This window comes from Nocardioides sp. S-1144, assembly GCF_005954645.2.
Classification (GTDB): Bacteria; Actinomycetota; Actinomycetes; order Propionibacteriales; family Nocardioidaceae; genus Nocardioides; species Nocardioides dongxiaopingii.
Map to the genome: position 1 here is coordinate 880290 of NZ_CP040695.2, position 20979 is coordinate 901268.

Consider the following 20979-nt stretch of genomic DNA (forward strand, 5'->3'; position numbering starts at 1 on the left):
GTCGTCCCGGCGCCCCGGCACAGTCGTGCCCATGACCGCCTCCTGGCTCGAGCTCTGCCTCGACGTGCACGACCCGGCGTCGTACGACGCGATGGCGTCGTTCTGGTCCACCGCGGCCGGGTTGACGCGCCAGCCGTGGTCGGGCCCGGGGAACGAGCCCGACGACCTGGTCGGCGCGCCCGGGCAGGGCATCGCGCTGTGTCCCGTCCCCGAGCCGAGGACCGTCAAGCACCGGGTGCACCTCGACGTGCACGTGCGCGCGGTCGACGACCTCGTCGCCGCCGGCGCCACCGTCGTCCAGGAGCTGCCGCACTGGACCGTGCTGACCGACCCCGAGGGCGGCGAGCTCTGCGCGTTCGTGCGCGCAGCGGACCAGGACCTGCCCGACTACCGCGTCCACGAGGTCGTGGTCGACGCCGCGGACCCGGAGCGGATCGCCCGCTGGTGGGCCGCGCGGTTCGGTGTCGGCGTCGAGAACGACGGCGAGCCGTGGTGGCGGATCCAGGACGTGCCCGGCATGGCGTTCGACTCGCTCGTCTTCCAGCCGGTGCCCGAGCCCAAGACCGTCAAGAACCGCATCCACTGGGACGTGCGCGGCAGCGTCGAGGAGTTCCTCACCGCCGGCGCCACCCGGCTCTGGGACCAGCCGCGCTGGAGCGTGCTCGCCGACCCCGAGGGCAACGAGTTCTGCGTGTTCGCTCCGCGTTGACCGGCCGGTTCCGGGGGGCTGATTGACTGGGCCCGTGGAACTGGACCTCACCCTGGACGCCGTCACCCTCACCCGCGCCCTCGTCGACATCGAGTCGGTGAGCAGGAACGAGCAGGCGATCGCCGACGCCGTCGAGCGCGCGCTGACGACGCTGCCGCACCTCACCGTCGTCCGGCGCGGCAACACCGTGGTGGCCCGCACCGACCTCGGCCGCGACGAGCGCGTCGTCATCGCCGGTCACCTCGACACCGTGCCGCTCAACGACAACCTGCCGAGCCGGCTCGACGAGGAGACCGGCCTGCTGCACGGCCTCGGCACCTGCGACATGAAGGGCGGCGACGCCGTCATCCTGCGGCTGGCCGCGACCGTGCCCGAGCCGGTGCGCGACGTCACCTACATCCTCTACGAGGCCGAGGAGATCGACTCCGAGTTCAACGGCCTCAACAAGCTCTCGCAGTCCGACCCCGACCTGATGCAGGCCGACTTCGCGATCCTGATGGAGCCCTCGGACGCCGTGGTCGAGGCCGGCTGCCAGGGCACCCTGCGCGTCGAGGTCCGCACGACGGGGGAGCGGGCGCACTCGGCCCGGTCGTGGCGGGGCGTCAACGCCATCCACGGCGCGGCCGGCGTCCTGGCGCGGCTCAACGACTACGAGGCGCGGCGGCCGGTGATCGACGGGCTGGAGTACCACGAGGGCCTCAACGCCGTGTTCATCCGCGGCGGCGTCGCCGGCAACGTGCTGCCCGACGAGTGCGTCGTCGAGGTGAACTTCCGCTTCGCCCCCGATCGCAGCGAGGCCGACGCCGAGGCGTTCGTCCGCGACTTCTTCGAGGGCTACGACGTCCGCCTCACCGACACCGCGCCCGGCGCCCTCCCGGGCCTGGACCGCCCCGCCGCCCGCGACTTCATCGCCGCCGTCGGTGGCGTGGTGAACCCCAAGTTCGGCTGGACCGACGTCGCCCGCTTCACCGTCCTCGGCGTCCCGGCGGTGAACTTCGGACCCGGCGACCCGATGCTCGCCCACAAGCAGGAGGAGTTCGTGCCGGTCGAGCACATCGAGCGCTGCGAGCAGCAGCTGCGCGGCTGGCTGGGCGGCCTCTGATGGTCAAGGCGCGGATCAAGGGCCCGATCGTCGAGCGGCGCGCCCAGCGCGAGGGCACCACCGCCGACCAGCGGCTGCTCGACCACCGGGCCCGGCTCGACACCAGCACCGACTACTGGCGGGTGCTGCGCATCCAGGCCGAGTTCGTCGAGGGCTTCGGTGCCCTGGCCGACCTCGGACCGGCCGTGTGCGTGTTCGGCTCGGCGCGCACCCCGGCCACCGACCCGGCCTACGCCCAGGGCGAGCAGGTCGCCCGCCGGCTCGTCGAGGAGGGCTTCGCCGTCGTCACCGGCGGCGGGCCCGGGGCGATGGAGGCGGCCAACAAGGGCGCCACCGAGGCCGGCGGCGTCAGCGTCGGGCTCGGCATCGAGCTGCCCTTCGAGTCCGGGCTCAACGAGTGGGTCGACCTCGGCATCAACTTCCGCTACTTCTTCGTGCGCAAGACGATGTTCGTCAAGTACAGCCAGGGCTTCGTCGTGCTGCCGGGCGGGATCGGCACCCTCGACGAGCTGTTCGAGGCGCTCACCCTGGCCCAGACCCAGAAGGTCACCGCCTTCCCGGTGGTGCTGCTCGGCACGGCGTACTGGTCGGGGCTGGTCGACTGGCTGCGCGACACCGTCCTGGCCGACGGCAAGATCTCGCCGTCCGACCTCGACCGGTTCGTCGTCACCGACGACGTCGACGAGGCGGTCGCGCTGATGGTCGCGGCCCGGGACGCGTCGTGACCTGGGTCTTCGTCGTCGTGGTCGTCCTCGTGATGGGCGCGATCGCCCTGGTCGCGGCCGGGCGCGGTGCCCCGATGAGCGTCGAGCACGACGACAGCCCCGACCTCTTCGTGCCGGCGCACGGTGACCTCACGGGCCGCGACCTGCGCCGGGTGCGGTTCCCCGCGGCGCTGCGCGGCTACCGGATGGCCGAGGTCGACGAGCTCCTGTCGCGACTGGCCTCGCAGCTCGAGGCGCCCGCCCCCGACAACGGGTCGCCCGACCCGGTGCACCGGTCGGCCGACGCGAGGGCCGACGGGTCGACCGACGGGGCGACCGGCGCCAAGCTCGACGAGCACGGCTTCGCGCCGGAGCGCCGGGAGGACGCCCCGCCGGCCGGGTGAGACACTGCGACCCGTGTCCCCGCTCGTCGTCTACGTGCTCACCGGCCTCGCCGCCGTCGCGGTGGCGCTCACCCGGCTGAGGCTCGGGCGCTCGCGCGGGGGAGCCGGCCGCGTCGACGTCGCCCGCGCACCGCTCGGCGTCCACACGGTCGCCGGCGCCCTCGCGCTGGTGGCCTGGCTGACCTTCCTCGCGGGCGCCGACGCGCTCGGCGAGGACGCCGTCACCCTGCTCGGCCTGGTCGCCCTCGTGCTCTGGTGGATCGTCGCGCTCGCCGGCCTGCTGATCCTCGCGCGCTGGCTCCCGGCCCGGGGACGGCACGCGGCGGGCAGCCTCGAGGACTCCTGGTCGAGCGGGCCCGGGCTGTCGGTGCTGGCCCACGTCGGCATGTTGGTGACCGTCGGCGTCTTCACCTACGCCTACCTGGTCAAGGCGGTCTGACCCGCCCGCCGACGCCGTTCGGCGGGTCGCCGGGTCGGGCTCAGCGGCCCTCGAAGACCGGCTTCTCCTTGGCGAGGAAGGACGCGACGGCGGCCTGGTGGTCGGCGGTCGCGCCGGTGCGGTTCATCATCGTGGCCTCGAAGGCGAGCGCCTCCTCGAACGAGTGGCCGGCGGCGTGGGCGACCGCGGCACGCATCGCGCCGAAGGCGACCGTCGGGCCGGCGGCGAGCCGGGTGGCCAGCGAGGCGACCTCGGCGTCGAGCCCGTCGGCCGGGACGACGGACGTCGCGAGCCCCAGGGCCAGGGCCTCCTCGGCGCCCACGGTGCGCGGGAAGTAGAGCAGCTCCATCGCCCGGGCGCGCCCGACGAGCAGGGGCAGGTGGTACGAGGCCCCCGTGTCGCAGGAGAGCGCGACCCCGGCGAAGGCGAGGTTGAAGCCGGCGGTGTCGGCGACCACCCGCAGGTCGCAGGCGAAGGCGAGGGACGCGCCGGCGCCGGCCGCGACGCCGTTCACGGCGGCGATGACGGGCTTCTCCATGCCCGCGAGTGCCGTGACGATCGGGTTGTAGTGCGCCTCGACGGTGTCGAAGAGCTGCGCGCTGTCGCCCGACCGGAGGATCCGGACGTGCTCCTTGAGGTCCTGGCCGGTGCAGAAGGCGCGGCCGGTGCCGGTGAGCACGACGCACCGGGCGGCCGGGTCGGCCGCGACCCGGCGCACCGTCTCCAGCAGCAGCTCCTTGGTCGCCACGTCGAGGCTGTTCATCGCCCCGGGACGGTTGATCGTGATGGTGGCGACCCCGTCGGTGAGGTCGAGGAGCACGGGTGCATCGGCGGTGTCGGCGGGCATGCAGGGGAGTCTGCCACCGCCAACCTGCAGGTCGGGGCTGCGGCCGGTGCCACTCATGGGGGATAATGAGCGAGCACGTGAGCGGCAGTGTCGGACTGCGCTCCTCGTTCGACAGGAAGAGGTGCCGCATGGCGGCCATGAAGCCCCGCACCGGTGACGGTCCACTCGAGGTCACCAAGGAGGGGCGCGGCATCGTGATGCGGGTCCCCCTCGAGGGCGGTGGCCGGCTCGTCGTCGAGCTCAACGCCGAGGAGGCCGGCGCCCTCGGGGACGCCCTCAAGAACGTCGTCGGGTGAGTCGGGCGTCTCGGGTCCCGACCGTTCCGAGCCTGCCGCCCCAGGTCTCGCCGCCGCAGGTCGCGCTCACCCACGTGCCGCTGCACGCGCTGGTCGGCGTCGACGTCGTGGCGCTGCCGGTGCTGCCGGCCGACGGTGCGGACGGGGGTGCGGACGGGGCCGACGGCGCTGATGCGCCGCTGCTCGGTCCCGGCGCGGCCGAGCTGGCCGAGCTGCTCGACCTCGACCTGGTGGCGATCGCCGAGGCCGCCGGGCTCACCGGCGCCGTCGGGGAGTCCCTCGTCGTCCCGGTGCCGCTCGGCGCGCCCGAGAACGCCGACCTGCGCGCCGTCGTCCTGCTCGGCGTGGGTGGGCAGAGCCCCACCGACCTGCGGCGCGCCGCGGCCACGCTGGCGCGCGTCGTCCGCGACCGCGACGCCGTGGCGACCACGATCGCCGCGCTCGACGCCGAGCACGGCATCGAGGCCGCCGTCGTCGGGCTGATGCTCGGCTCGTTCTCCTTCAGCTGGCGCTCGCGCCCGCCCGAGCACGTGCCGGTGCGCAGCGTCGTCCTGGCCGGCCTGCCCGAGCACGCCGCCGACGTCGACGCCGCGGCCCTCGACCGGGCCCTCGCCCTCGGCGGCGCCGCCTGGCGGGCCCGCACCCTGGCGACCGTGCCGTCCAACCTCAAGAACCCCGCCTGGCTCGCCGCGCGGGCCGAGGAGATCGCCGAGGAGGCCGGGCTCACCTGCCGGGTCTGGGACGACGAGCAGCTGCGCGCCGAGGGCTTCGGCGGCATCATCGGCGTCGGCCAGGGCTCCGCGACCCCGCCGCGGCTGATCCGGCTCGACTACAGCCCGCCCGGCGCCACGAGGAAGACCCCCACCGTCGTCCTGGTCGGCAAGGGCATCACCTTCGACACCGGCGGCATCTCCATCAAGCCCGCCCAGGGCATGGTCGCGATGAAGCGCGACATGACCGGCGGCGCCGTCGTGCTGTCCGCGATGGCCGCGCTCGGCGCGGTCGGCTGCCCGGTCCGGGTGGTCGGTCTGGTGCCGGCCGCCGAGAACGCCGTCTCCGGCAGCGCCACCCGCCCCGGCGACGTCCTGCGTCACTACGGCGGTCGCACCTCCGAGGTCACCAACACCGACGCCGAGGGCCGCCTGGTGCTCGGCGACGCCCTCGCCTACGCCGTCGCCGAGCTCGACCCCGCGGTCGTGGTCGACGTCGCCACCCTCACCGGCGGCGCCAAGGTCGCGCTGGGGCAGCAGGTCGGCGCGCTCTTCGCCAACGACGACGCCCTCGCCGGCCACCTCCTCGACGCCGGCACCAGCGCCGGCGAGCCGTTCTGGCGGCTGCCGCTCTTCGCCGGCTACGAGGAGAAGCTCGCCTCCAAGGTCGCCGACGCCGACAACGGTCCCAGCGGGCCCGGTGCCGTGATGGCCGCGCTGTTCCTCCAGCACTTCGTGGGCGGGCTCCCGTGGGCGCACCTCGACATCGCCTCGGTCGGCGACGTGCCCGACGACCGCTACGAGTGGACCGAGGGCCCCTCCGGCTTCGGCGCCCGCGCGCTGCTGACCTGGCTCGGCGACCACGACCCGCTCGCCGGCGTCGGCGCCTGATGCGCTCCCTGACGATCCGCTGGTCGCTCGCCGACGCGCCCGTCGGCGTCGAGAGCGAGCTGGCGGCGTTCGTCGCCGGGACCTCCCACGCCCGCTTCACCGGGATGCCCGGCCTGCGCTACAAGGTCTGGCGGGTCCGTCCCGGCGAGTGGTTCGAGGGGTTCTACGTCTTCACCACCGACGCCGACCGCGCCGAGTTCCAGCAGGCCTTCGTCGACACCATGGCCGAGGCCCCCGGCACCCGGATGATCGGCAGCCTGCCGGTCACCGTCGAGGAGTCCGAGGTCGTCGCCGTCGCCGAGGGCTGGGACGGCTTCCAGCCCGCCGCCCGCGCCTGAGGTCGGCAACAGGCCGTCGCGGCGGAGGTTGAGCAAGCGAGCGCCGACGAAACTGCCGGAGGTTGAGCAAGCGAGCGCCAGCGAGCGCCGACGAAACCGGTCGAGTGCGTCGGAGGTTGAGCAAGCGAGCGCCAGCGAGCGCCGACGAAACCGGTCCCGATCCGCCAAGCGAGCGCCGACGAAACCGGTCGAGCACGTCGGAGGTTGAGCAAGCGAGCGCCAGCGAGCGCCGACGAAACCGGTCCCGATCCGCCGGAGGTTGAGCAAGCGAGCGCCACGAGCGCCGACGAAACCGCTCCGGATCCGCCGGAGGTTGAGCAAGCGAGCGCCAGCGAGCGCCGACGAAACCGCAGGCCTCGAAGACCCTGCCTCGGCGGGCCGGACGTCTCGACACACGGGCCGCGACCTCGTGCCCCGGTCGCGCCGCCTGCCCGACGGCCAACGAGCTGACCTGCCCTCGCAGGCTCGGGCGGTTAGCTCAGTCCTGCTCCTGGACCCACTCCTTCTTGGCGAGCAGCAGGCCATCGCCGACGGGCAGCAGGACCGGGACCAGGCTCTCGTGCTCGGCGACCAGGCGGGTCAGGTCGCGCACGGCGACGGTCTCCTCGTCGCGCCGCGACGGGTCGGCGACGCGGTCGTGCCACAGCGCGTTGTCGAAGACGACGACGCCGCCGGGACGCAGCAGGCGCAGCGCCTCGGTGAGGTAGCTGCCGTACTCGGTCTTGTCGCCGTCGGCGAAGACGATGTCGTAGTGGCCGTCGGTGAGCCGGGGGAGGACGTCGAGCGCCGCGCCCGGGATCGTGCGTACCCGCTGGCTGGCGAACCCGGCCGCAGTGAACGCCTCGCGGGCCAGGCGCTGGTGCTCGGCCTCGAGGTCGACCGTCGTCAGGACGCCGTCGGGGCGCATGCCGCGCAGCAGCCACAGCCCCGAGACGCCGGTGCCGGTGCCGATCTCGACCACCGAGCGAGCCTCCAGCACCGAGGCCAGGAAGCGCAGCGCGGCGCCGCCACCGGTGCCGATCGGCGTGACGCCGACCTCGGTGGCCCGCTCGCGGGCGGCGGCGAGCACGGCGTCCTCGGCGACGTAGTTCTCGGCGAAGGTCCAGCTGGCGGTCGAGAGGGGTGCGGTGCTCGGCATGGTCGAACGCTATCGCCACCGCGGGCCCGGAGCCGGGAACACCGGCCGTCGGTCGCTCGTTGGTTGCTCACAGGGAACGTTCAGCAGGGACCTCTAGCGTGTGAGGACAGATGGCCACCAGCCGCAGGGCACCACGGAAGACCAAGGATCGGGGCGCGACCATGAGCGAGGTCGTCGACACAGAGGTTCCCACCTGGGACGAGATCGTCGAGCGCCACTCCGACCGGGTCTACCGGCTGGCCTACCGCCTCACCGGCAACCGGCCCGACGCCGAGGACCTCACGCAGGAGGTCTTCGTCCGGGTCTTCCGGTCGCTGTCGACCTACACGCCCGGCACCTTCGAGGGCTGGCTGCACCGCATCACCACCAACCTCTTCCTCGACCAGGCTCGGCGCAAGCAGCGGATCCGCTTCGACGCGCTCTCCGACGAGCGGGTCGACCGCCTCACCAGCGCCTCGCCGGCGCCCGACACGGCCTACGCCGACCGCACCTTCGACGACGACGTCGAGCAGGCGCTCGCCACGCTGCCGCCCGACTTCCGCGTCGCCGTCGTCCTGTGCGACGTCGAGGGCCTCACCTACGAGGAGATCGCCTCCATCCTCGGCGCCAAGCTCGGCACGGTCCGCTCCCGCATCCACCGCGGTCGCGCGATGCTCCGCAAGGCCCTGGCGCACCGCGCCCCGGCGGCCGGGCGCGCCCGCTACTCCGGTCCGGCCGCGCCGGTGACCGCCCCGGTGGCGATCGGCGACGTCTCGTGAGCGCCCACCTCGGACGCCGCGTCAGCGACCTGCTCGACGGCCAGCTCTCGGCCGCCGAGACCGAGGCCGCCTGGTCGCACGTGCACACCTGTCACCAGTGCCGCGACGACGTCGAGCGCGAGGGCTGGGTCAAGACCCGTCTCTCCACGCTCGCCCTCGACGTCGACGACAACCGCTGCGCCCCCGACCGGTTGAAGGGTGCTCTGCTCGGGATGCCGCCGGGCGACTGCTACCTGCGCCCCTCCGGCCTCGGGATGTTCGCCCACCACGACGCGCTGTCCGACGGCGACCACCCGGGCGCCCACCGCCCGCGGGCCCGCCGCACGGTCGGGATGGCCGCGCTCGGCGGCGGCGCCGTGGGGGCCGCCGTGCTCGGCGTCCTGGCCCTCGGGACGGCGCCGGCCGACGCCCCGTCGTTCGACCGTCGCTACCAGCAGGTGCCGGCCAGCCCGGTCTCCTCGCCGAACCCGAGCCCCGCGCGGCTGCCGGTGAAGCTGCCGTCACGGCTGCCGGGCTGAACGACCTCCTTCCGAGTGAGGACCCCTCACCAGGCACAGGGGATGATGGTGCGGTGAACGACCACCAGCCGGGCCCGACGAGCGCCGACGACGGCCTCGACGCCGACACCGACCCCGGCACCGACCCCGGCGCTGACTCCGGCGCCGAGGCGACCCTGCCGTTGTCGCTCGACGCCGGGCGGCACGTCGCCGACCCCGCCGGCGACGCCGTCCCGGTGACGGACGCCGTGCCCGGACCCGTCCCCGGTCCGGTGCCGGGGCCCGCGCAGGGTCCCGTGCCGCAGTGGACGCCGCCGTCCGGACCGCTGCCCGCCGCCCCCGACCGGCCGTGGCACGACTACGCCGGCACGACGTACCCGATGCCGCTCGGCCCGGGCCCGATCCCCGCCCGCTCCTCGCGGCCCAGCGGCTGGATCTGGCCGGTGGTCGCGGTCATCGCTCTCGTCGTCGGGCTCCTCGGCGGCATCGCCGGGGCGGCCGTCCACGACCAGGCCGCCGACGACAGCGCGCCCGAGCGCTACGCCGGCCTCGACGACGACGCGATCGTCGAGCTGCCGCCGGTCGAGACCGGCGGCGTCACCGCGGTCGCCGAGGCGGTGTTGCCGAGCACGGTGCAGATCATCGCCGAGCTCGACGGGAACCCGCAGGGGGCCACGGGCTCCGGCTTCGTGATCGACGTCGACGGCCACATCGTCACCAACAACCACGTCGTCGAGTCGGCCGCCGAGAACGACGGCCCGGTCCAGGTCGTCGACCAGCAGGGCGACACCTACGACGCCGAGATCGTCGGCCGCAGCCCGGTCTACGACATCGCGGTGCTCCAGGTGCCCGACGACGCCGACCTCGAGCCGGCCGCGCTCGGCACCACCGAGGGGCTGCGCGTCGGCGACGGCGTCGTGGCCATCGGCTCGCCGCTCGGGCTCAGCGCCACCGTCACCGCCGGCATCGTCAGCGCCCTCAACCGCCCCGTCACCACCGGGACGCCGGGCGACGACTCCTCCTACATCAACGCCGTCCAGACCGATGCGGCCATCAACCCCGGCAACTCCGGCGGCCCGCTGGTCAACCTGCGCGGCCAGGTCGTCGGGGTGAACTCGGCCATCGCGACGTCGGGCGGCGCCACCAACGGCGAGGCCGGCAACATCGGCGTCGGGTTCGCGATCCCGGTCGAGCAGGTCCGGATCACCGCCGACCAGATCCTCCAGACCGGCGAGGCCCGCTACCCGGTCATCGGCGCCCAGGTCGGCGGCAACGGCGGCACCGGCGTCTCCGGCGCCTTCCTCTCCAAGGTGACCGACGGGACGCCGGCCGACGACGCCGGGCTCGAGGACGGCGACGTCGTCGTCGAGGTCGACGGCATGCGCGTCGTCGACGGGATCTCGCTGATCGTCAACATCCGCACCCACCAGCCCGGGGACACCGTCGACTTCGTCTTCGTCCGCGACGGCAAGGAGCGCACCGCGTCGATCACCCTCGACTCCGAGGTGGGTTGAGCCGGACCGAGGAACGAGGTCCGGGTCGACAACGGTGGTCGAGCAAGGAGTCACGCGCTGAGCCTGCGGAGCGCGTGAACCGACGCGTCGAGACCCGGTGGGAGAGCCCGGGAAGCCTCGCGAGGCCCGCGGTGGCGCCCGCCGGCGCCCGCCGGCGCTCGCCGGCGTTCGCCGGGTCAGCCCCCGAGGCGGGAGCCGTCCTCCTCGGCCTCGACGAACGGGTGCTCGGCGACGAACGTCGCGGTGTCGGTGTAGGCGCGGGCGATGTACTCCTCCAGCTTGGAGGCCTCGACGCGCCACTGGCCGCGTCCGCCGATCTTGATGGCCTCGAGCTCGCCGCGGCGCACCATCGCGTAGACCTGGGCGCTGGAGGTGCTGAGCACCTCGGCCACGTCGGCGAGGGTGAGGAAGCGCGGGGTGCCGGCCATGCGCCCATCGTCGCACCTCCCCGCTGCTCGTCGTCACCCTCCCGGCAGGGCTGTGGACGAGGGGCTGGTCGATCCGGCCGGGCGGGCTCACAATGTCGGCGTGTCCAGGAAACTCGGGAGTCCTGACGACCTCGGCGCGCGCGGCCCGGTGCCGCCCGCCGTCCGGTCGTCCTCACCAGGCTGGCGCGACCCGCGGCTGTGGGTCGGCGTCGCGATCGTCGCGGCCTCGGTCGTGGTCGGGGCGCGCGTGCTCGCCGACGCCGACGACACCGTCCAGGTGTGGGCGGTGGCCGAGGACGCCGGGGTCGGCGAGCGGCTCGATCCCGACGGGCTGGTGGCCCGGCGGGTGCGCTTCGCCGACGACGAGGACCTGACCCGCTACTTCACCGTCGACGACGAGCTGCCCGACGACCTCACCGTGCTCCGCGGCCTCGGCGGGGGCGAGCTGCTGCCGCGCTCGGCGATCGGCACGACCGACGACGCGGGCACCGTCACGGTGTCGCTGGCGGTCACGCCGCTGCTGGTGCCGAGCGGGGTCGGGCCGGGGGCCGTCGTCGACGTCTACGTCACCGGCGACGCCGCGCTCGACGCCCGGGTGCGGCGCGACGCGGGCGAGCCGGCGCTCGAGGGCGTGACGGTGGTCGCCGCCCCGCCCACCGAGGACGGCTTCGCGCCCAGCGGTGAGCGGCAGGTCGAGCTGGCCGTCCCCGACGACGAGGTGGGCGCCTTCTACGGGCTCCTCGGCTCGCTCGGCACGCCGGTCGTCTCCCTGGCCCAGGTCGGCTGATGATCGTCGTCCTCGTGGTCGCCGCCGGCGCCGCGTGGGAGTCACCGGCGCTGACGGCCCTGGGCGAGCACCCCCGCACCGTGGTGCTCAAGCGCTGCGTCGACGTCGACGACCTGCTGGCCGCGGCCTCGGCGGGCCAGGCGCAGGTCGCCGTCCTCGGCCTGGAGTCCCGCGGGCTCGACGCCGCCGCGGTCGCCCGCCTGCACGACCACGGCGTCCGGGCGGTCGCCGTCGTCCCCGACGACCAGCGCGACGCCGGGCGGGTGCGGGCGTCGCGGATCGGCATCGCCACCGTCGTGACCGTCTCGGCCGTCGCGACCCTGCCCGACGCCGTCCTGGCCGCCGACGCCCCCGCGACCCTCGGCCCGCCGCCGGCCGGCCCCCCGGACGCGGCCGGGCCGACGTCGTCGTCGCTGCCCGACACCGACCTCGTGCCGAGCGCCCCCGGCGGCCCCGCCGGACGGGTGGTCGTCGTGTGGGGACCGGCCGGGGCGCCGGGACGCAGCACGGTCGCCGCCGCCGTGGCCGCCGAGCTGGCCCGCCGCGGGCGGCGCACGATGCTCGTCGACGCCGACCCGTACGGCGGCACCGTCGGCCAGCAGCTGGGCATCATGGACGAGGTCTCGGGGCTGCTCTCGGCCGCACGGCTCGCGACCGCGGGCGAGCTGGGGGAGCGGTTCACGACCGTGCAGCGCGCGCTCGACCCGCGGTTGTCGGTGGTCACGGGCCTGCCCCGTCCCGACCGGTGGAGCGAGGTCCGCCCCGGCACCGTCGAGCACCTCCTCGAGCTCGGTCGCGGGCAGGGGGAGGTGGTCGTCGACACCGGGTTCAGCCTCGAGGGCGACGCGGCGCTCGACCTGGGCGCCCGTCCGTCCCGCAACCAGCTGACCCTCGGCGCGCTCGACGTCGCCGACGAGGTGCTGGTCGTCGGGGGCGCCGACCCGGTCGGGCTCTCCCGCCTGGCCCGCGCCCTGGTCGACCTGCGGGTCGTGCTCGACACCGGGCCGCCGCGGCCGGTGCGCGTCGTCGTCAACCGGATGCGTCCCTCGCTCGGCTGGTCGGAGAAGGACATCGCCGGGATGGTCGCGGGCTTCGGCCGCATCGCGGGCCTGCACTTCCTCCCCGACGACCGGGTCGCGGTCGACCGTGCCCTGGTCGCGGGGCGCACCCTGCTCGAGTCGGGCGAGTCGCCCCTGACCCGCGCGGTCGCCGTCCTCGTCGACTCCCTCAACCCCCGCTGACCCGTCGCTGATCACTGACGGGTCACCGCGAAGTCCTGGCTGACCCGTCGCTGATCACTGACGGGTCGCCGCGAGATTCCCGCTGACCCGTCGCTGATCAGCGACGGGTCAGCGTCAGCTGGAGAAGAGGAGGAAGAGTCCGCCGCTGGTGATGCCGACCATCGCGAAGAGCATCGGCAGCTGGCCGGTGAGCTGGTGGCGCGCGGGGAGCAGGCGCAGCGCGCGGTCGTGGGCGACGACGGCGGCGACGACGTGGCCGACGACGACGGCGCCGACCTTGAGGTTGGCCAGCAGGGTCGGGTGGTAGCCCAGCCAGACGATGCCGGTCCAGCCGCCGGTGCCGAGGATGTCGGCGCCGTTGCTGAGCGGGTCGCTGGCCAGCACGAGGTAGCGCGAGCCGACCTCGACGAAGTAGCTGAGGTAGTGCGCGACGACGTACCCGACGACGATCGGGATGATCGAGTGCGCGAAGAGGTTGGGCAGGTCGCTGCGCCGCTGGTCGGTGTGGACGCCGGTCAGCATGGACGCCACCGCGACGATGCCGGTCGCTGCCAGGCAGAAGCCGAGCAGCGCCAGGTTGTCGAGCAGGTAGCCGCTGACCTGGGTGCCCTGGAGGAAGCGGACCCAGGTCGGCGACTCGCCGAACGAGTCGAACCCGGTGCTGCCGACCAGCACGCCGACGACGGCGACGAGCCCGGGGGCCACGCGGACGCTGTCGACGTTCGCCAGCGGGCTGCGCACCAGCAGGACGCCGTCGCGCTCACCCCAGATCGAGAGCTTCCCGACGAGCGTGGAGTAGACCTCGAACGGGTCGGCGTTCTCGTAGAACCGGTTGCCGTACAGCGCCCCGCCGAGCAGCATCGCGGCGACGTACACGGCACACCAGAAGCGCACCGGGCTGAGGTCGGACATGTAGGGGTAGACGAGCTCGAACCACACGAACGCGTAGAGCCCCACGGCGGCCGGCCAGTAGCCGAGCCGGTCGGGGTAGCGGTGCAGGCCCTCGTCGGGGTCGCTGCCGACGACCCTGGCGAGGAGCAGGTTGATCGTGCGGACCGGGCTGATCGCCTTCCAGAACGGTCCGAGGAGGAGTGACATCGGCACGATGCCGACCCACAGCCACACGAAGAAGATGCCGAAGATGGGGTTGATGACCTTGTCGACGCCGAAGAGCGCGACGAAGGCGGTGTAGAGGAACAGCACCATGCCGAACACGCGCAGCGCGATCGCGAACGCCGGGTGCGCCACCAGCCGCTGGACGGCCTCGGGGGCGGGACGGCCGCTCGTCGCGGCGTCGTAGCGGGGCTTGCGCCAGGCCACGGCCAGGATGGTGAAGGAGACGACCAGCGCGGCGACCGCGCCCGCGATCGCCAGGCCCAGGGAGATGGGGAGGTCCTGCTGCCCCCCGATGCCGTGCGCCGACAGGTCGCCCCCGAGCTGGCCGGTGGGCGGGATCACGAGATCTGCAGCTCGAGCACGGGCAGGGACGCCGGCTCGTGCAGCTCGAGCTCGACCAGTCCCGGCCGGTCGAACTGCAGCTCGATGGGGGCGTTCTCGCCCGCCTCGAACTCGAAGGTCTGCTCGGGGGAGGAGTGCAGGTGCAGCTCGCCGGGCTCGTCGGCGGTGACGACGAGGTCGATCGGCTGGTTCACGTCGACGTCGATCCGGTCGCCGTCGGGGGTGACCGCGCCGGCCTCGAGGGTCACCTCGATGACCTTGACCTCGGTGCTGCCGCCCCCGTCGTCACCGCCGCAGGCGGAGGTGGTCAGGAGCAGGGCGAGGACGGCGGTCGCGGCTGCGCCTCGGCGGGTGGTGGAGCCGGTCAAGAGAACACCTTCGAGCGATGGGACGGCACGGTCTGCTGCCCCGCGGCGGGGGCCTCTCTGCCAGAATCCCACGAGGGACAAGCCCGGGAGCCGCCGGGCCGCCCGGGGGACCGGTCGGGAGAGGACGTGTCGTGGTCGAACGCCTGCGGGCCAGGGACCTGGCCTTCCTCACCGCCGAGACCGTCGTCGCGCCGCGCCACAACGCCACGGTCGAGGTCTTCGAGCCAGGCCCGGCAGGCTTCGACCACGCCCGCCTGCTCGAGATCGTCAGCGACCGCATCTCGTTCGTGCCGCGCTACCGCCAGCGCCTCGTCGAGGTGCCCGGGCGCCTGGCGACCCCGGTCTGGGTCGACGACGAGCACTTTGACCTCGGCTACCACGTGCGCCGCTCGGCCCTGCCGCGTCCCGGCTCCGACGACCAGCTGCGCGAGCTCGTCGCGCGGATCGTGTCGCGCCGGCTCGACCGCAGCCGACCCCTGTGGGAGATCTACGTCGTCGAGGGGCTCGCCGAGGGCCGGTTCGCGCTGCTGACGAAGTCGCACCAGGCGCTCGTCGACGGCGTCCACACCGTCGACCTCGGGCAGCTGCTGCTCGACGCCGTGGCCGAGCCGAGGCCGCTGGAGCCCGACGACTGGACGCCGCGCTCGGTCCCGTCGGCGCTGCGGCTGGTGGCGGGCGCCGTCCGCGACTCGGTCACCGCGCCGGCCACGTTCGTCGACACGGTCTCGGTGACCACCGGCTCGGTGCTGCGGACCGCCGAGCGCGCGTCGTCGCGCGCCAAGGTCGTCGCCGACGCGCTCACCGGACGCCGTCCGCGACGCCGCGCGATGGAGGGCCCGCTCTCGCAGCAGCGCCGCGTCGTCACCGTCGCCACCGAGCTGGCCGACCACCGCCGGATCCGCGACGCGCACGGCGGCACGGTCAACGACGTCGTGCTGGCCACCATCGCCGGCGGGCTGCGCGCCTGGCTGATGACGCGCGGGGAGCCGCTCGGCGGCGCCCGGCACATGCGCGCCCTGGTGCCGGTCTCGGTGGTCGACGAGGAGCTCGAGGCGACCTCGCTCGGCCAGATCGCCCCGCACTACGTGAACCTCCCCATCGGCGAGGCCAGCCCGCTGGTCCGGCTGCACCAGGTGTCCTACTCCTTCCAGGCCCACGCCGACACGGGCCGCGGCGTCGCCGCCAACCGGATCGCGGGCATCGCCGGCTTCGCCCCGACGACGTTCCACGCGATCGGCGCGCGGGTGGCGGCCACGGAGGTCCGCCGCGGCTACCAGCTCTGCGTCACCAACGTGCCCGGGCCGCAGACCCCGCTCTACCTCGCCGGCGCCCGGATGATCGCGACCTACCCGGTGCCGCCCCTGCTCGAGGACCACCCGCTCGCGATCGGCGTCACCTCCTACGACGGCCGGGTCTTCTACGGGATGAACGCCGACCGCGACCAGCTGCCGGACGCCGACCTGCTCGGCACCTGCCTGCGCGAGGCGCTCGACGAGCTGCTCTCGACCACGACCGCCACCCGGGCACCGCGCGGGCGCAGGCGCCCGTCGTCGCGGCGGCCCTCCGAGGGCGGCACGTCGTGACCCGGGTCTACCTCCCGACCACCCTCGACCGGCTGCGCGACGCGTGGTCGGCCGGCGCCGTCCCGGTGCCCGACGCCGACGCCGTCGTCGTCGCGGAGGGCGAGGACGAGGAGTCCGAGTACGCCGCCCTGATGACCGCCGCGGACGTCTCGGCCGAGCTGCTCGCCGGACCCGGACGTCGCGTGGTCGTGGTCGCCGAGGTGGCCGACCCGACCGCCGGGCACCCGGTGCCGCTCAAGCGCGTCCTCGCCGTCCACGCCGACGCCGCCGACCGCCCCGCCGACGCCGACCCCGACGACGACCTGGCCTGGTACGCGACCCAGGAGGTCCCCGACCTGCTGGGGTGACGCCGCGGTCCGAGGAACGAGGACCAGCGGCGTCGTCGGTCGTCGACCGAGCGGCACGACCGAGGGACGAGGTCGAGCGGTCCCGGCGCCGTCGGTCGTCGGTCGAGCCGGCGACTCGGCAGCGCGGCACGCGCTCAGTACAGTCGCGGGATGGACGCGATCACCACCCCTCCGGCTCCCACCAACGAGCCCAACCTGACCTACGCGCCGGGCAGCCCCGAACGGGCCGCCCTGGTCGTCGAGATCGAGAAGCTCGAGAGCCGCCAGCACACGTTCCCCGCCCACGTCGGCGGGCGCCGGCGCGACGGCGGCGGCGCCGAGGTCAACGTCGTGCAGCCCCACGACCACCAGCACGTGCTCGGCACGCTGAAGAACGCCACGACCAAGGACGCCGAGGAGGCGGTCGGGGCCGCGAAGGACGCCGCGCTGCCCTGGCAGCGGATGCCGTTCGACGAGCGCTGCGCGATCATCCTCAAGGCCGCCGACCTCCTGGCCGGGCCGTGGCGCCAGCGGATCAACGCCGCCACGATGCTCGGGCAGTCCAAGACCGCCTTCCAGGCCGAGATCGACGCCGCCTGCGAGCTCATCGACTTCTGGCGCTTCAACGTCCACTACGCCAAGCAGATCCTCGCCGAGCAGCCGATCGCCAACTCGCCGGGCATCTGGAACCGCACCGACCACCGTCCGCTCGAGGGCTTCGTCTACGCCATCACGCCGTTCAACTTCACCGCGATCGCCGGCAACCTGCCCACCGCGCCGGCCCTGATGGGCAACACCGTCGTGTGGAAGCCGAGCCCGACCCAGCAGCTGGCGGCGTCGCTGACGATGGAGCTGCTCGAGGAGGCCGGCATGCCGCCCGGCGTCATCAACATGCTGCCCGGCGACGGCCTCGACGTCTCCAAGGTCGCGCTCACCCACCCCGACCTGGCCGGCATCCACTTCACCGGCTCGACCCCGACCTTCCAGCACCTGTGGCGCACCGTCGGCGAGAACATCGCCTCCTACCGGTCCTACCCGCGGATCGTCGGCGAGACCGGTGGCAAGGACTTCATCCTCGCCCACCCCTCGGCCGACCCCGACGTGCTGCGCGTGGCGATGATCCGCGGCGCCTTCGAGTTCCAGGGCCAGAAGTGCTCGGCGGCCTCGCGTGCCTACGTCGCCCGCTCGGTGTGGGACAAGATGAAGGACCAGCTCCTCCACGACGTCGAGAGCCTCACGATGGGCGACGTCACCGACCTGTCGAACTTCATGGGCGCCGTCATCGACGACCGCGCCTTCGCCAAGCACCGCACGGCCATCGCGCGGGTCGCCGGCAACGACCACCTGACGACGCTGGCCGGGGGCCAGACCGACGACTCCGTCGGGTACTTCGTGCGCCCGACCGTCGTGGCCTCGACCGACCCGGCCGACGAGATGTTCTCGACCGAGTACTTCGGCCCGATCCTCGTCGTGCACGTCTACGAGGACCGGTCCTACGACCAGGTGCTCACCCAGCTCGAGAGCATCGCGTCCTACGCCCTGACCGGCGCGATCATCGCCCAGGACCGCCAGGCGATCGCCGACGCCCGGCGCGACCTGCGGTTCGCGGCCGGCAACTTCTACATCAACGACAAGCCGACCGGCGCCGTCGTGGGCCAGCAGCCGTTCGGCGGCGGCCGGGCCTCGGGCACCAACGACAAGGCCGGCGCGGCGAGCAACCTCCTGCGCTGGACCTCCCCGCGCTCGATCAAGGAGACGTTCGTGCCGCCGACCGACCACCGCTACCCGCACATGGACGCCGAGGGCTGAGCCCGAGCACGAGCGGCAGGCCCCGGGTGCGGCACAATCGTCGGTGATGACACCGCTGCACCTGGGGCCCCTGCACCCCGTCGAGCAGGCCCTGACGCTGGTCCTGGCGTTCGGGCCCTTCGTCGTCCTCGCGATCGTGGTCTGGCTGCGCCGACGCGCGGACGCCGCCGCGGACCCGGCCGAGGCCGGGACCGAGGCCGAGGTCCAGGGCGAGGACGGGACCGAGGGTGGTGCCGAGGGTGCGGCGGCGGAGCGACCTCAGCGCGACAGGTAGGCGATCCCGGTCCGGTGCTCGGCCTTGAGGGCCTTGAGCAGCAGGTCGGCGATCAGGCCCTCGAGCTTGCCGCCGACGAGCGGGATCGAGACCTTCACGGTCAGCTCGACGGTCTCGAGCGTGCCGGTGCCGGAGGGCACCAGGACCGCGGAACCCCTCATGTCGCCGGGCTTGCCGGGGATGGACACCTCGATGTCGCCGCGCGACGGGGTGTCCCACCGCTCGACCTGGACGATGTTGGTCTCGTCGCCGACGATCTTCCTCGCGAACGACGGGACGCCGGCCGTCGGCAGCCACTGGTCGATGGTGACCGTGGTGCCCTCGACGCTCACCTGGTGGCGCACCGCGCCCTGGGCCCGGCACACCTCCTCGCGGAAGGCCGGGTCGGTGAGCATCGCTGCCACCGCCTCGACCGGGGCGTCGTAGGGCATCTCGTGACGGATCGACTTGGCCATCACCCCATCATGCCGGGACGGCGGCGCCGCGGTCCGGGACACGCCTCAGGTGCGCGACTCGCAGGTGCGCACGGCGTCCTCCAGCGTGGGGACGTCACGGTCGAAGGGCACCTGCAGCCGCGCGGGCGGGGCGGTGAGGTCGACGGGCGAGCCGAGCTCGCTCAGGTTGACGACCAGCTGGGCGGCCCCGACCGAGTCGACGCCGTCGACGGGGGTGTTCCCGGCGGCGGTGGAGCTCGCGACCAGGTCGGCGAAGGTGGTGCGCCACCCGACCGGGACGCCGTCCTGGATCGCCACCTCGATCGGGGTCTCCCCGGACCCGCCGGCCCCGAGGCCGAGGATCTGCAGGAAGCGGGTGCCGAGCGAGCCGACGACGTCGTCGAGCGGCGCGGTGACCCGGTCGCCGTCGATCCTGGCCCCGAGGAGCGTGGTGACCTCGTTGGGCGGTGCCCCGCCCTCGTAGCCCGGGCTGAGCTCGCGCAGCGTCTCCTGGTCGTAGCGGATCCAGCACTGGTCGAAGGCGACGCCCTCGGGCTGGTCGACCTGGGTGTAGACGACGCCGTCGACGGCCAGGGTGCGGGTGGTGACGCTCTGGTCGGCGCGGATGACCACGGTGGTGCTGTAGGACGCTCCGTCGGTGAGCCGGTAGATGCCGTCCTTGGTCTGCAGCGTCTCGCCGGCGTTGTCGAGCGAGAGCCGGAAGCGACCGGTGTCGGCGGTCTCGAGGGCCTCGGTCGCCGCGCCGAGGTCGGCCTCCCCGGTGGACCCGCCCCCGGTGGGACCGCCCCCGGTGGGACCGCCCGTGGTCGCGTCGTCCGTGGGGGGCGCGTCGGTGCTGCTCGGGCCCGCGGACGGCGCGGGGGCGGGCTCGTCGTCGGCCTCGGAGCCGCAGGCGACCAGCACGGTCGCGAGGAGCGGGACGAGGATCGTGGCGACGGCCGGACGCCGGGGACGGGAGCGGGTGGGGGTGCGGTTCATGGCCCCCGGAGCATCCCACGGCGTCCGGGCCGGTCCGGCGACGAACCTCCGGGTGGACGTGGTTGGCTGCTCGGATGAGCGACGAGAACCGCGAGCAGTTCGTCTCCTTCGGCGAGCAGGGCGCGCAGCTGACCTACGGCAGCTACCTGCGGCTTCCCGTCCTGCTCGACGCCCAGCACCTCGAGTCCGACCCGCCGGCCCACGACGAGCTGCTCTTCATCACGATCCACCAGGTCTACGAGCTGTGGTTCAAGCAGCTCCTCCACGAGGTCGTCGCCGCGCGCGACACGATGCTCGCCGCGGCAGCCGAGGGTGACCCGGCCTCGGGCCTGTGGCGCGCCCAGCACCTGCTGGCCCGGGTCCACGTCATCGAGCGGGTGCTGGTGCACCAGGTCGACGTCCTGGAGACGATGACGCCGCAGGACTTCCTGGAGTTCCGGCAGCGGCTCGCGCCGGCCAGCGGGTTCCAGAGCGTGCAGTTCCGCGAGCTGGAGTTCCTCTCCGGCGCCAAGGACCCGGCCTACCTGCGGCGCTTCCGCGGGCTCACCGACGACGAGCAGGCGCGGCTGCGCGCGCGGCTCGACGAGCCGACGCTGTGGGACGCCTTCGTCGCCGTGCTGCGGGCCCGGGGCCTGCCCGCGGACGACGACGAGCAGGTCGCCGACGCGGTGCGCACCGCCGCCCACGACCGCGACCGGCACGCCGCGGTCTGGGCCCTGGCCGAGGCCCTGCTGCAGCACGACGAGCTCGCCGCCAGCTGGCGCGCCCGGCACGTGGTGATGGTCGAGCGGATGATCGGCGCGAAGTCCGGGACGGGCGGCTCGAGCGGCTCGGCGTACCTGCGCGGACGGCTCCCGCTGCAGTACTACCCGGTCCTCTGGGACGTCCGCAGCATGCTCTAGGAGCGCCCGGCGCGACACCCACC

General features: G+C 74.0%; 25 protein-coding genes. 18 read left to right on the plus strand and 7 right to left on the minus strand.

What is annotated here, in order from left to right; all coding sequences use genetic code 11:
- Positions 1-31: 31 nt before the first annotated feature.
- From FE634_RS04205 to FE634_RS04225, 5 genes are read left to right on the plus strand one after another with little or no spacing between them, the layout of a single operon-like run.
- Positions 32-709, plus strand: a complete 678-nt coding sequence (locus FE634_RS04205; protein WP_138875179.1) for a VOC family protein — start codon at positions 32-34, stop codon at positions 707-709.
- Positions 710-743: 34 nt separating this feature from the next.
- Positions 744-1811, plus strand: a complete 1068-nt coding sequence (gene dapE / locus FE634_RS04210) for a succinyl-diaminopimelate desuccinylase (RefSeq protein WP_138875180.1) — start codon at positions 744-746, stop codon at positions 1809-1811.
- Positions 1811-2536: an LOG family protein gene (locus tag FE634_RS04215; protein WP_137292594.1), complete on the plus strand. Its 726-nt coding sequence runs from the start codon at positions 1811-1813 to the stop codon at positions 2534-2536. The genes dapE and FE634_RS04215 overlap by 1 nt, the downstream gene beginning before the upstream one ends.
- Complete coding sequence (locus tag FE634_RS04220; protein WP_262347571.1) at positions 2533-2919, plus strand: DivIVA domain-containing protein; 387 nt, start codon at positions 2533-2535, stop codon at positions 2917-2919. The genes FE634_RS04215 and FE634_RS04220 overlap by 4 nt, the downstream gene beginning before the upstream one ends.
- Before the next feature lie 13 nt (positions 2920-2932).
- A complete protein-coding gene (locus tag FE634_RS04225) occupies positions 2933-3358 on the plus strand; it encodes a hypothetical protein (protein WP_137292430.1) in 426 nt (141 codons plus the stop codon).
- Between the two features lie 40 nt (positions 3359-3398).
- On the opposite strand, the gene FE634_RS04230 is transcribed toward FE634_RS04225, so the two are convergent.
- The gene (locus FE634_RS04230; RefSeq protein ID WP_138875181.1) at positions 3399-4205 is read right to left on the minus strand and encodes an enoyl-CoA hydratase/isomerase family protein; all 807 of its coding nucleotides are present in this window, start codon (positions 4203-4205) and stop codon (positions 3399-3401) included.
- Positions 4206-4333: 128 nt separating this feature from the next.
- Here FE634_RS04230 and FE634_RS04235 point away from each other — a divergent pair, with 128 nt between their 5' ends.
- The 3 genes from FE634_RS04235 to FE634_RS04245 are packed head-to-tail and all read left to right on the plus strand — an operon-like array spanning position 4334 to position 6440.
- On the plus strand, positions 4334-4501 hold the full coding sequence (locus tag FE634_RS04235) for a DUF3117 domain-containing protein (protein WP_091024313.1): 168 nt from the start codon (positions 4334-4336) through the stop codon (positions 4499-4501).
- Positions 4498-6102, plus strand: a complete 1605-nt coding sequence (locus FE634_RS04240) for a leucyl aminopeptidase family protein (RefSeq protein ID WP_138875183.1) — start codon at positions 4498-4500, stop codon at positions 6100-6102. The genes FE634_RS04235 and FE634_RS04240 overlap by 4 nt, the downstream gene beginning before the upstream one ends.
- Positions 6102-6440: a hypothetical protein gene (locus tag FE634_RS04245; RefSeq protein WP_138875184.1), complete on the plus strand. Its 339-nt coding sequence runs from the start codon at positions 6102-6104 to the stop codon at positions 6438-6440. The genes FE634_RS04240 and FE634_RS04245 overlap by 1 nt, the downstream gene beginning before the upstream one ends.
- 478 nt (positions 6441-6918) lie before the next feature.
- Here FE634_RS04245 and FE634_RS04250 read toward each other — a convergent pair whose 3' ends face one another.
- On the minus strand, positions 6919-7578 hold the full coding sequence (locus tag FE634_RS04250; RefSeq protein WP_138875185.1) for an O-methyltransferase: 660 nt from the start codon (positions 7576-7578) through the stop codon (positions 6919-6921).
- A 161-nt stretch (positions 7579-7739) separates the two neighbouring features.
- Here FE634_RS04250 and sigE point away from each other — a divergent pair, with 161 nt between their 5' ends.
- Genes sigE through FE634_RS04265 form a run of 3 tightly spaced genes read left to right on the plus strand, consistent with a single transcriptional unit; the run spans position 7740 to position 10347 of the window.
- Positions 7740-8336: an RNA polymerase sigma factor SigE gene (gene sigE / locus FE634_RS04255; protein WP_246060531.1), complete on the plus strand. Its 597-nt coding sequence runs from the start codon at positions 7740-7742 to the stop codon at positions 8334-8336.
- The gene (locus FE634_RS04260; protein ID WP_138875186.1) at positions 8333-8854 is read left to right on the plus strand and encodes a hypothetical protein; all 522 of its coding nucleotides are present in this window, start codon (positions 8333-8335) and stop codon (positions 8852-8854) included. The genes sigE and FE634_RS04260 overlap by 4 nt, the downstream gene beginning before the upstream one ends.
- 53 nt (positions 8855-8907) lie before the next feature.
- Positions 8908-10347, plus strand: a complete 1440-nt coding sequence (locus FE634_RS04265) for a S1C family serine protease (protein ID WP_138875187.1) — start codon at positions 8908-8910, stop codon at positions 10345-10347.
- Positions 10348-10523: 176 nt separating this feature from the next.
- On the opposite strand, the gene FE634_RS04270 is transcribed toward FE634_RS04265, so the two are convergent.
- A complete protein-coding gene (locus FE634_RS04270) occupies positions 10524-10775 on the minus strand; it encodes a helix-turn-helix domain-containing protein (protein ID WP_137292437.1) in 252 nt (83 codons plus the stop codon).
- A 100-nt stretch (positions 10776-10875) separates the two neighbouring features.
- Here FE634_RS04270 and FE634_RS04275 point away from each other — a divergent pair, with 100 nt between their 5' ends.
- Positions 10876-11562: a hypothetical protein gene (locus FE634_RS04275; RefSeq protein WP_138875188.1), complete on the plus strand. Its 687-nt coding sequence runs from the start codon at positions 10876-10878 to the stop codon at positions 11560-11562.
- Positions 11562-12803, plus strand: a complete 1242-nt coding sequence (locus tag FE634_RS04280) for an AAA family ATPase (protein ID WP_138875189.1) — start codon at positions 11562-11564, stop codon at positions 12801-12803. The genes FE634_RS04275 and FE634_RS04280 overlap by 1 nt, the downstream gene beginning before the upstream one ends.
- A gap of 114 nt (positions 12804-12917) precedes the next feature.
- Here the strand turns inward: FE634_RS04280 and FE634_RS04285 are convergent, their stop codons facing one another.
- Both FE634_RS04285 and FE634_RS04290 read right to left on the minus strand, forming a co-directional pair.
- Positions 12918-14261, minus strand: a complete 1344-nt coding sequence (locus FE634_RS04285) for a hypothetical protein (protein ID WP_246060532.1) — start codon at positions 14259-14261, stop codon at positions 12918-12920.
- On the minus strand, positions 14258-14629 hold the full coding sequence (locus FE634_RS04290; protein WP_137292440.1) for a hypothetical protein: 372 nt from the start codon (positions 14627-14629) through the stop codon (positions 14258-14260). The genes FE634_RS04285 and FE634_RS04290 overlap by 4 nt, the downstream gene beginning before the upstream one ends.
- A 131-nt stretch (positions 14630-14760) precedes the next feature.
- Here FE634_RS04290 and FE634_RS04295 point away from each other — a divergent pair, with 131 nt between their 5' ends.
- The 4 genes from FE634_RS04295 to FE634_RS04310 all read left to right on the plus strand — a co-directional run bounded on the left by FE634_RS04295 (position 14761) and on the right by FE634_RS04310 (position 18621).
- Positions 14761-16212 (plus strand): WS/DGAT/MGAT family O-acyltransferase, encoded by a 1452-nt coding sequence (locus tag FE634_RS04295; RefSeq protein WP_148240373.1) that lies wholly within the window; start codon positions 14761-14763, stop codon positions 16210-16212.
- The gene (locus tag FE634_RS04300) at positions 16209-16559 is read left to right on the plus strand and encodes a DUF6912 family protein (protein WP_137292442.1); all 351 of its coding nucleotides are present in this window, start codon (positions 16209-16211) and stop codon (positions 16557-16559) included. The genes FE634_RS04295 and FE634_RS04300 overlap by 4 nt, the downstream gene beginning before the upstream one ends.
- Positions 16560-16709: 150 nt before the next feature.
- Positions 16710-18347 (plus strand): L-glutamate gamma-semialdehyde dehydrogenase, encoded by a 1638-nt coding sequence (pruA, locus tag FE634_RS04305; protein ID WP_138875191.1) that lies wholly within the window; start codon positions 16710-16712, stop codon positions 18345-18347.
- A 46-nt stretch (positions 18348-18393) separates the two neighbouring features.
- Positions 18394-18621 carry a hypothetical protein gene (locus FE634_RS04310; RefSeq protein ID WP_138875192.1) on the plus strand — a complete coding sequence of 76 codons (228 nt, stop codon included), beginning with the start codon at positions 18394-18396 and terminating at the stop codon, positions 18619-18621.
- Here FE634_RS04310 and FE634_RS04315 read toward each other — a convergent pair.
- Positions 18606-19076, minus strand: coding sequence for a DUF2505 domain-containing protein (locus FE634_RS04315; protein ID WP_138875193.1), 471 nt, complete (start codon positions 19074-19076; stop codon positions 18606-18608). The two genes, FE634_RS04310 and FE634_RS04315, sit on opposite strands and share 16 nt — an antisense overlap.
- Positions 19077-19121: 45 nt before the next feature.
- Positions 19122-20054, minus strand: a complete 933-nt coding sequence (locus FE634_RS04320; RefSeq protein WP_148240374.1) for a hypothetical protein — start codon at positions 20052-20054, stop codon at positions 19122-19124.
- A 74-nt stretch (positions 20055-20128) separates the two neighbouring features.
- Between FE634_RS04320 and FE634_RS04325 the strand changes: the two genes are divergently transcribed.
- Positions 20129-20956 (plus strand): tryptophan 2,3-dioxygenase, encoded by an 828-nt coding sequence (locus FE634_RS04325; protein ID WP_137292447.1) that lies wholly within the window; start codon positions 20129-20131, stop codon positions 20954-20956.
- Positions 20957-20979: the final 23 nt, after the last annotated feature.

What these genes read in the sequence shown, in the direction of transcription:
- sigE (WP_246060531.1), top strand. Translation starts at nt 7,740, where the DNA reads ATGAGCGAGGTCGTCGACACAGAGGTTCCCACCTGGGACGAGATCGTC.
- FE634_RS04280 (WP_138875189.1), top strand. Translation starts at nt 11,562, where the DNA reads ATGATCGTCGTCCTCGTGGTCGCCGCCGGCGCCGCGTGGGAGTCACCG.
- FE634_RS04230 (WP_138875181.1), bottom strand. Translation starts at nt 4,205, where the DNA reads ATGCCCGCCGACACCGCCGATGCACCCGTGCTCCTCGACCTCACCGAC.
- FE634_RS04245 (WP_138875184.1), top strand. Translation starts at nt 6,102, where the DNA reads ATGCGCTCCCTGACGATCCGCTGGTCGCTCGCCGACGCGCCCGTCGGC.
- FE634_RS04215 (WP_137292594.1), top strand. Translation starts at nt 1,811, where the DNA reads ATGGTCAAGGCGCGGATCAAGGGCCCGATCGTCGAGCGGCGCGCCCAG.
- FE634_RS04250 (WP_138875185.1), bottom strand. Translation starts at nt 7,578, where the DNA reads ATGCCGAGCACCGCACCCCTCTCGACCGCCAGCTGGACCTTCGCCGAG.
- FE634_RS04235 (WP_091024313.1), top strand. Translation starts at nt 4,334, where the DNA reads ATGGCGGCCATGAAGCCCCGCACCGGTGACGGTCCACTCGAGGTCACC.
- FE634_RS04270 (WP_137292437.1), bottom strand. Translation starts at nt 10,775, where the DNA reads ATGGCCGGCACCCCGCGCTTCCTCACCCTCGCCGACGTGGCCGAGGTG.
- FE634_RS04205 (WP_138875179.1), top strand. Translation starts at nt 32, where the DNA reads ATGACCGCCTCCTGGCTCGAGCTCTGCCTCGACGTGCACGACCCGGCG.
- FE634_RS04310 (WP_138875192.1), top strand. Translation starts at nt 18,394, where the DNA reads ATGACACCGCTGCACCTGGGGCCCCTGCACCCCGTCGAGCAGGCCCTG.
- FE634_RS04315 (WP_138875193.1), bottom strand. Translation starts at nt 19,076, where the DNA reads ATGGCCAAGTCGATCCGTCACGAGATGCCCTACGACGCCCCGGTCGAG.
- pruA (WP_138875191.1), top strand. Translation starts at nt 16,710, where the DNA reads ATGGACGCGATCACCACCCCTCCGGCTCCCACCAACGAGCCCAACCTG.
- FE634_RS04320 (WP_148240374.1), bottom strand. Translation starts at nt 20,054, where the DNA reads ATGAACCGCACCCCCACCCGCTCCCGTCCCCGGCGTCCGGCCGTCGCC.
- FE634_RS04325 (WP_137292447.1), top strand. Translation starts at nt 20,129, where the DNA reads ATGAGCGACGAGAACCGCGAGCAGTTCGTCTCCTTCGGCGAGCAGGGC.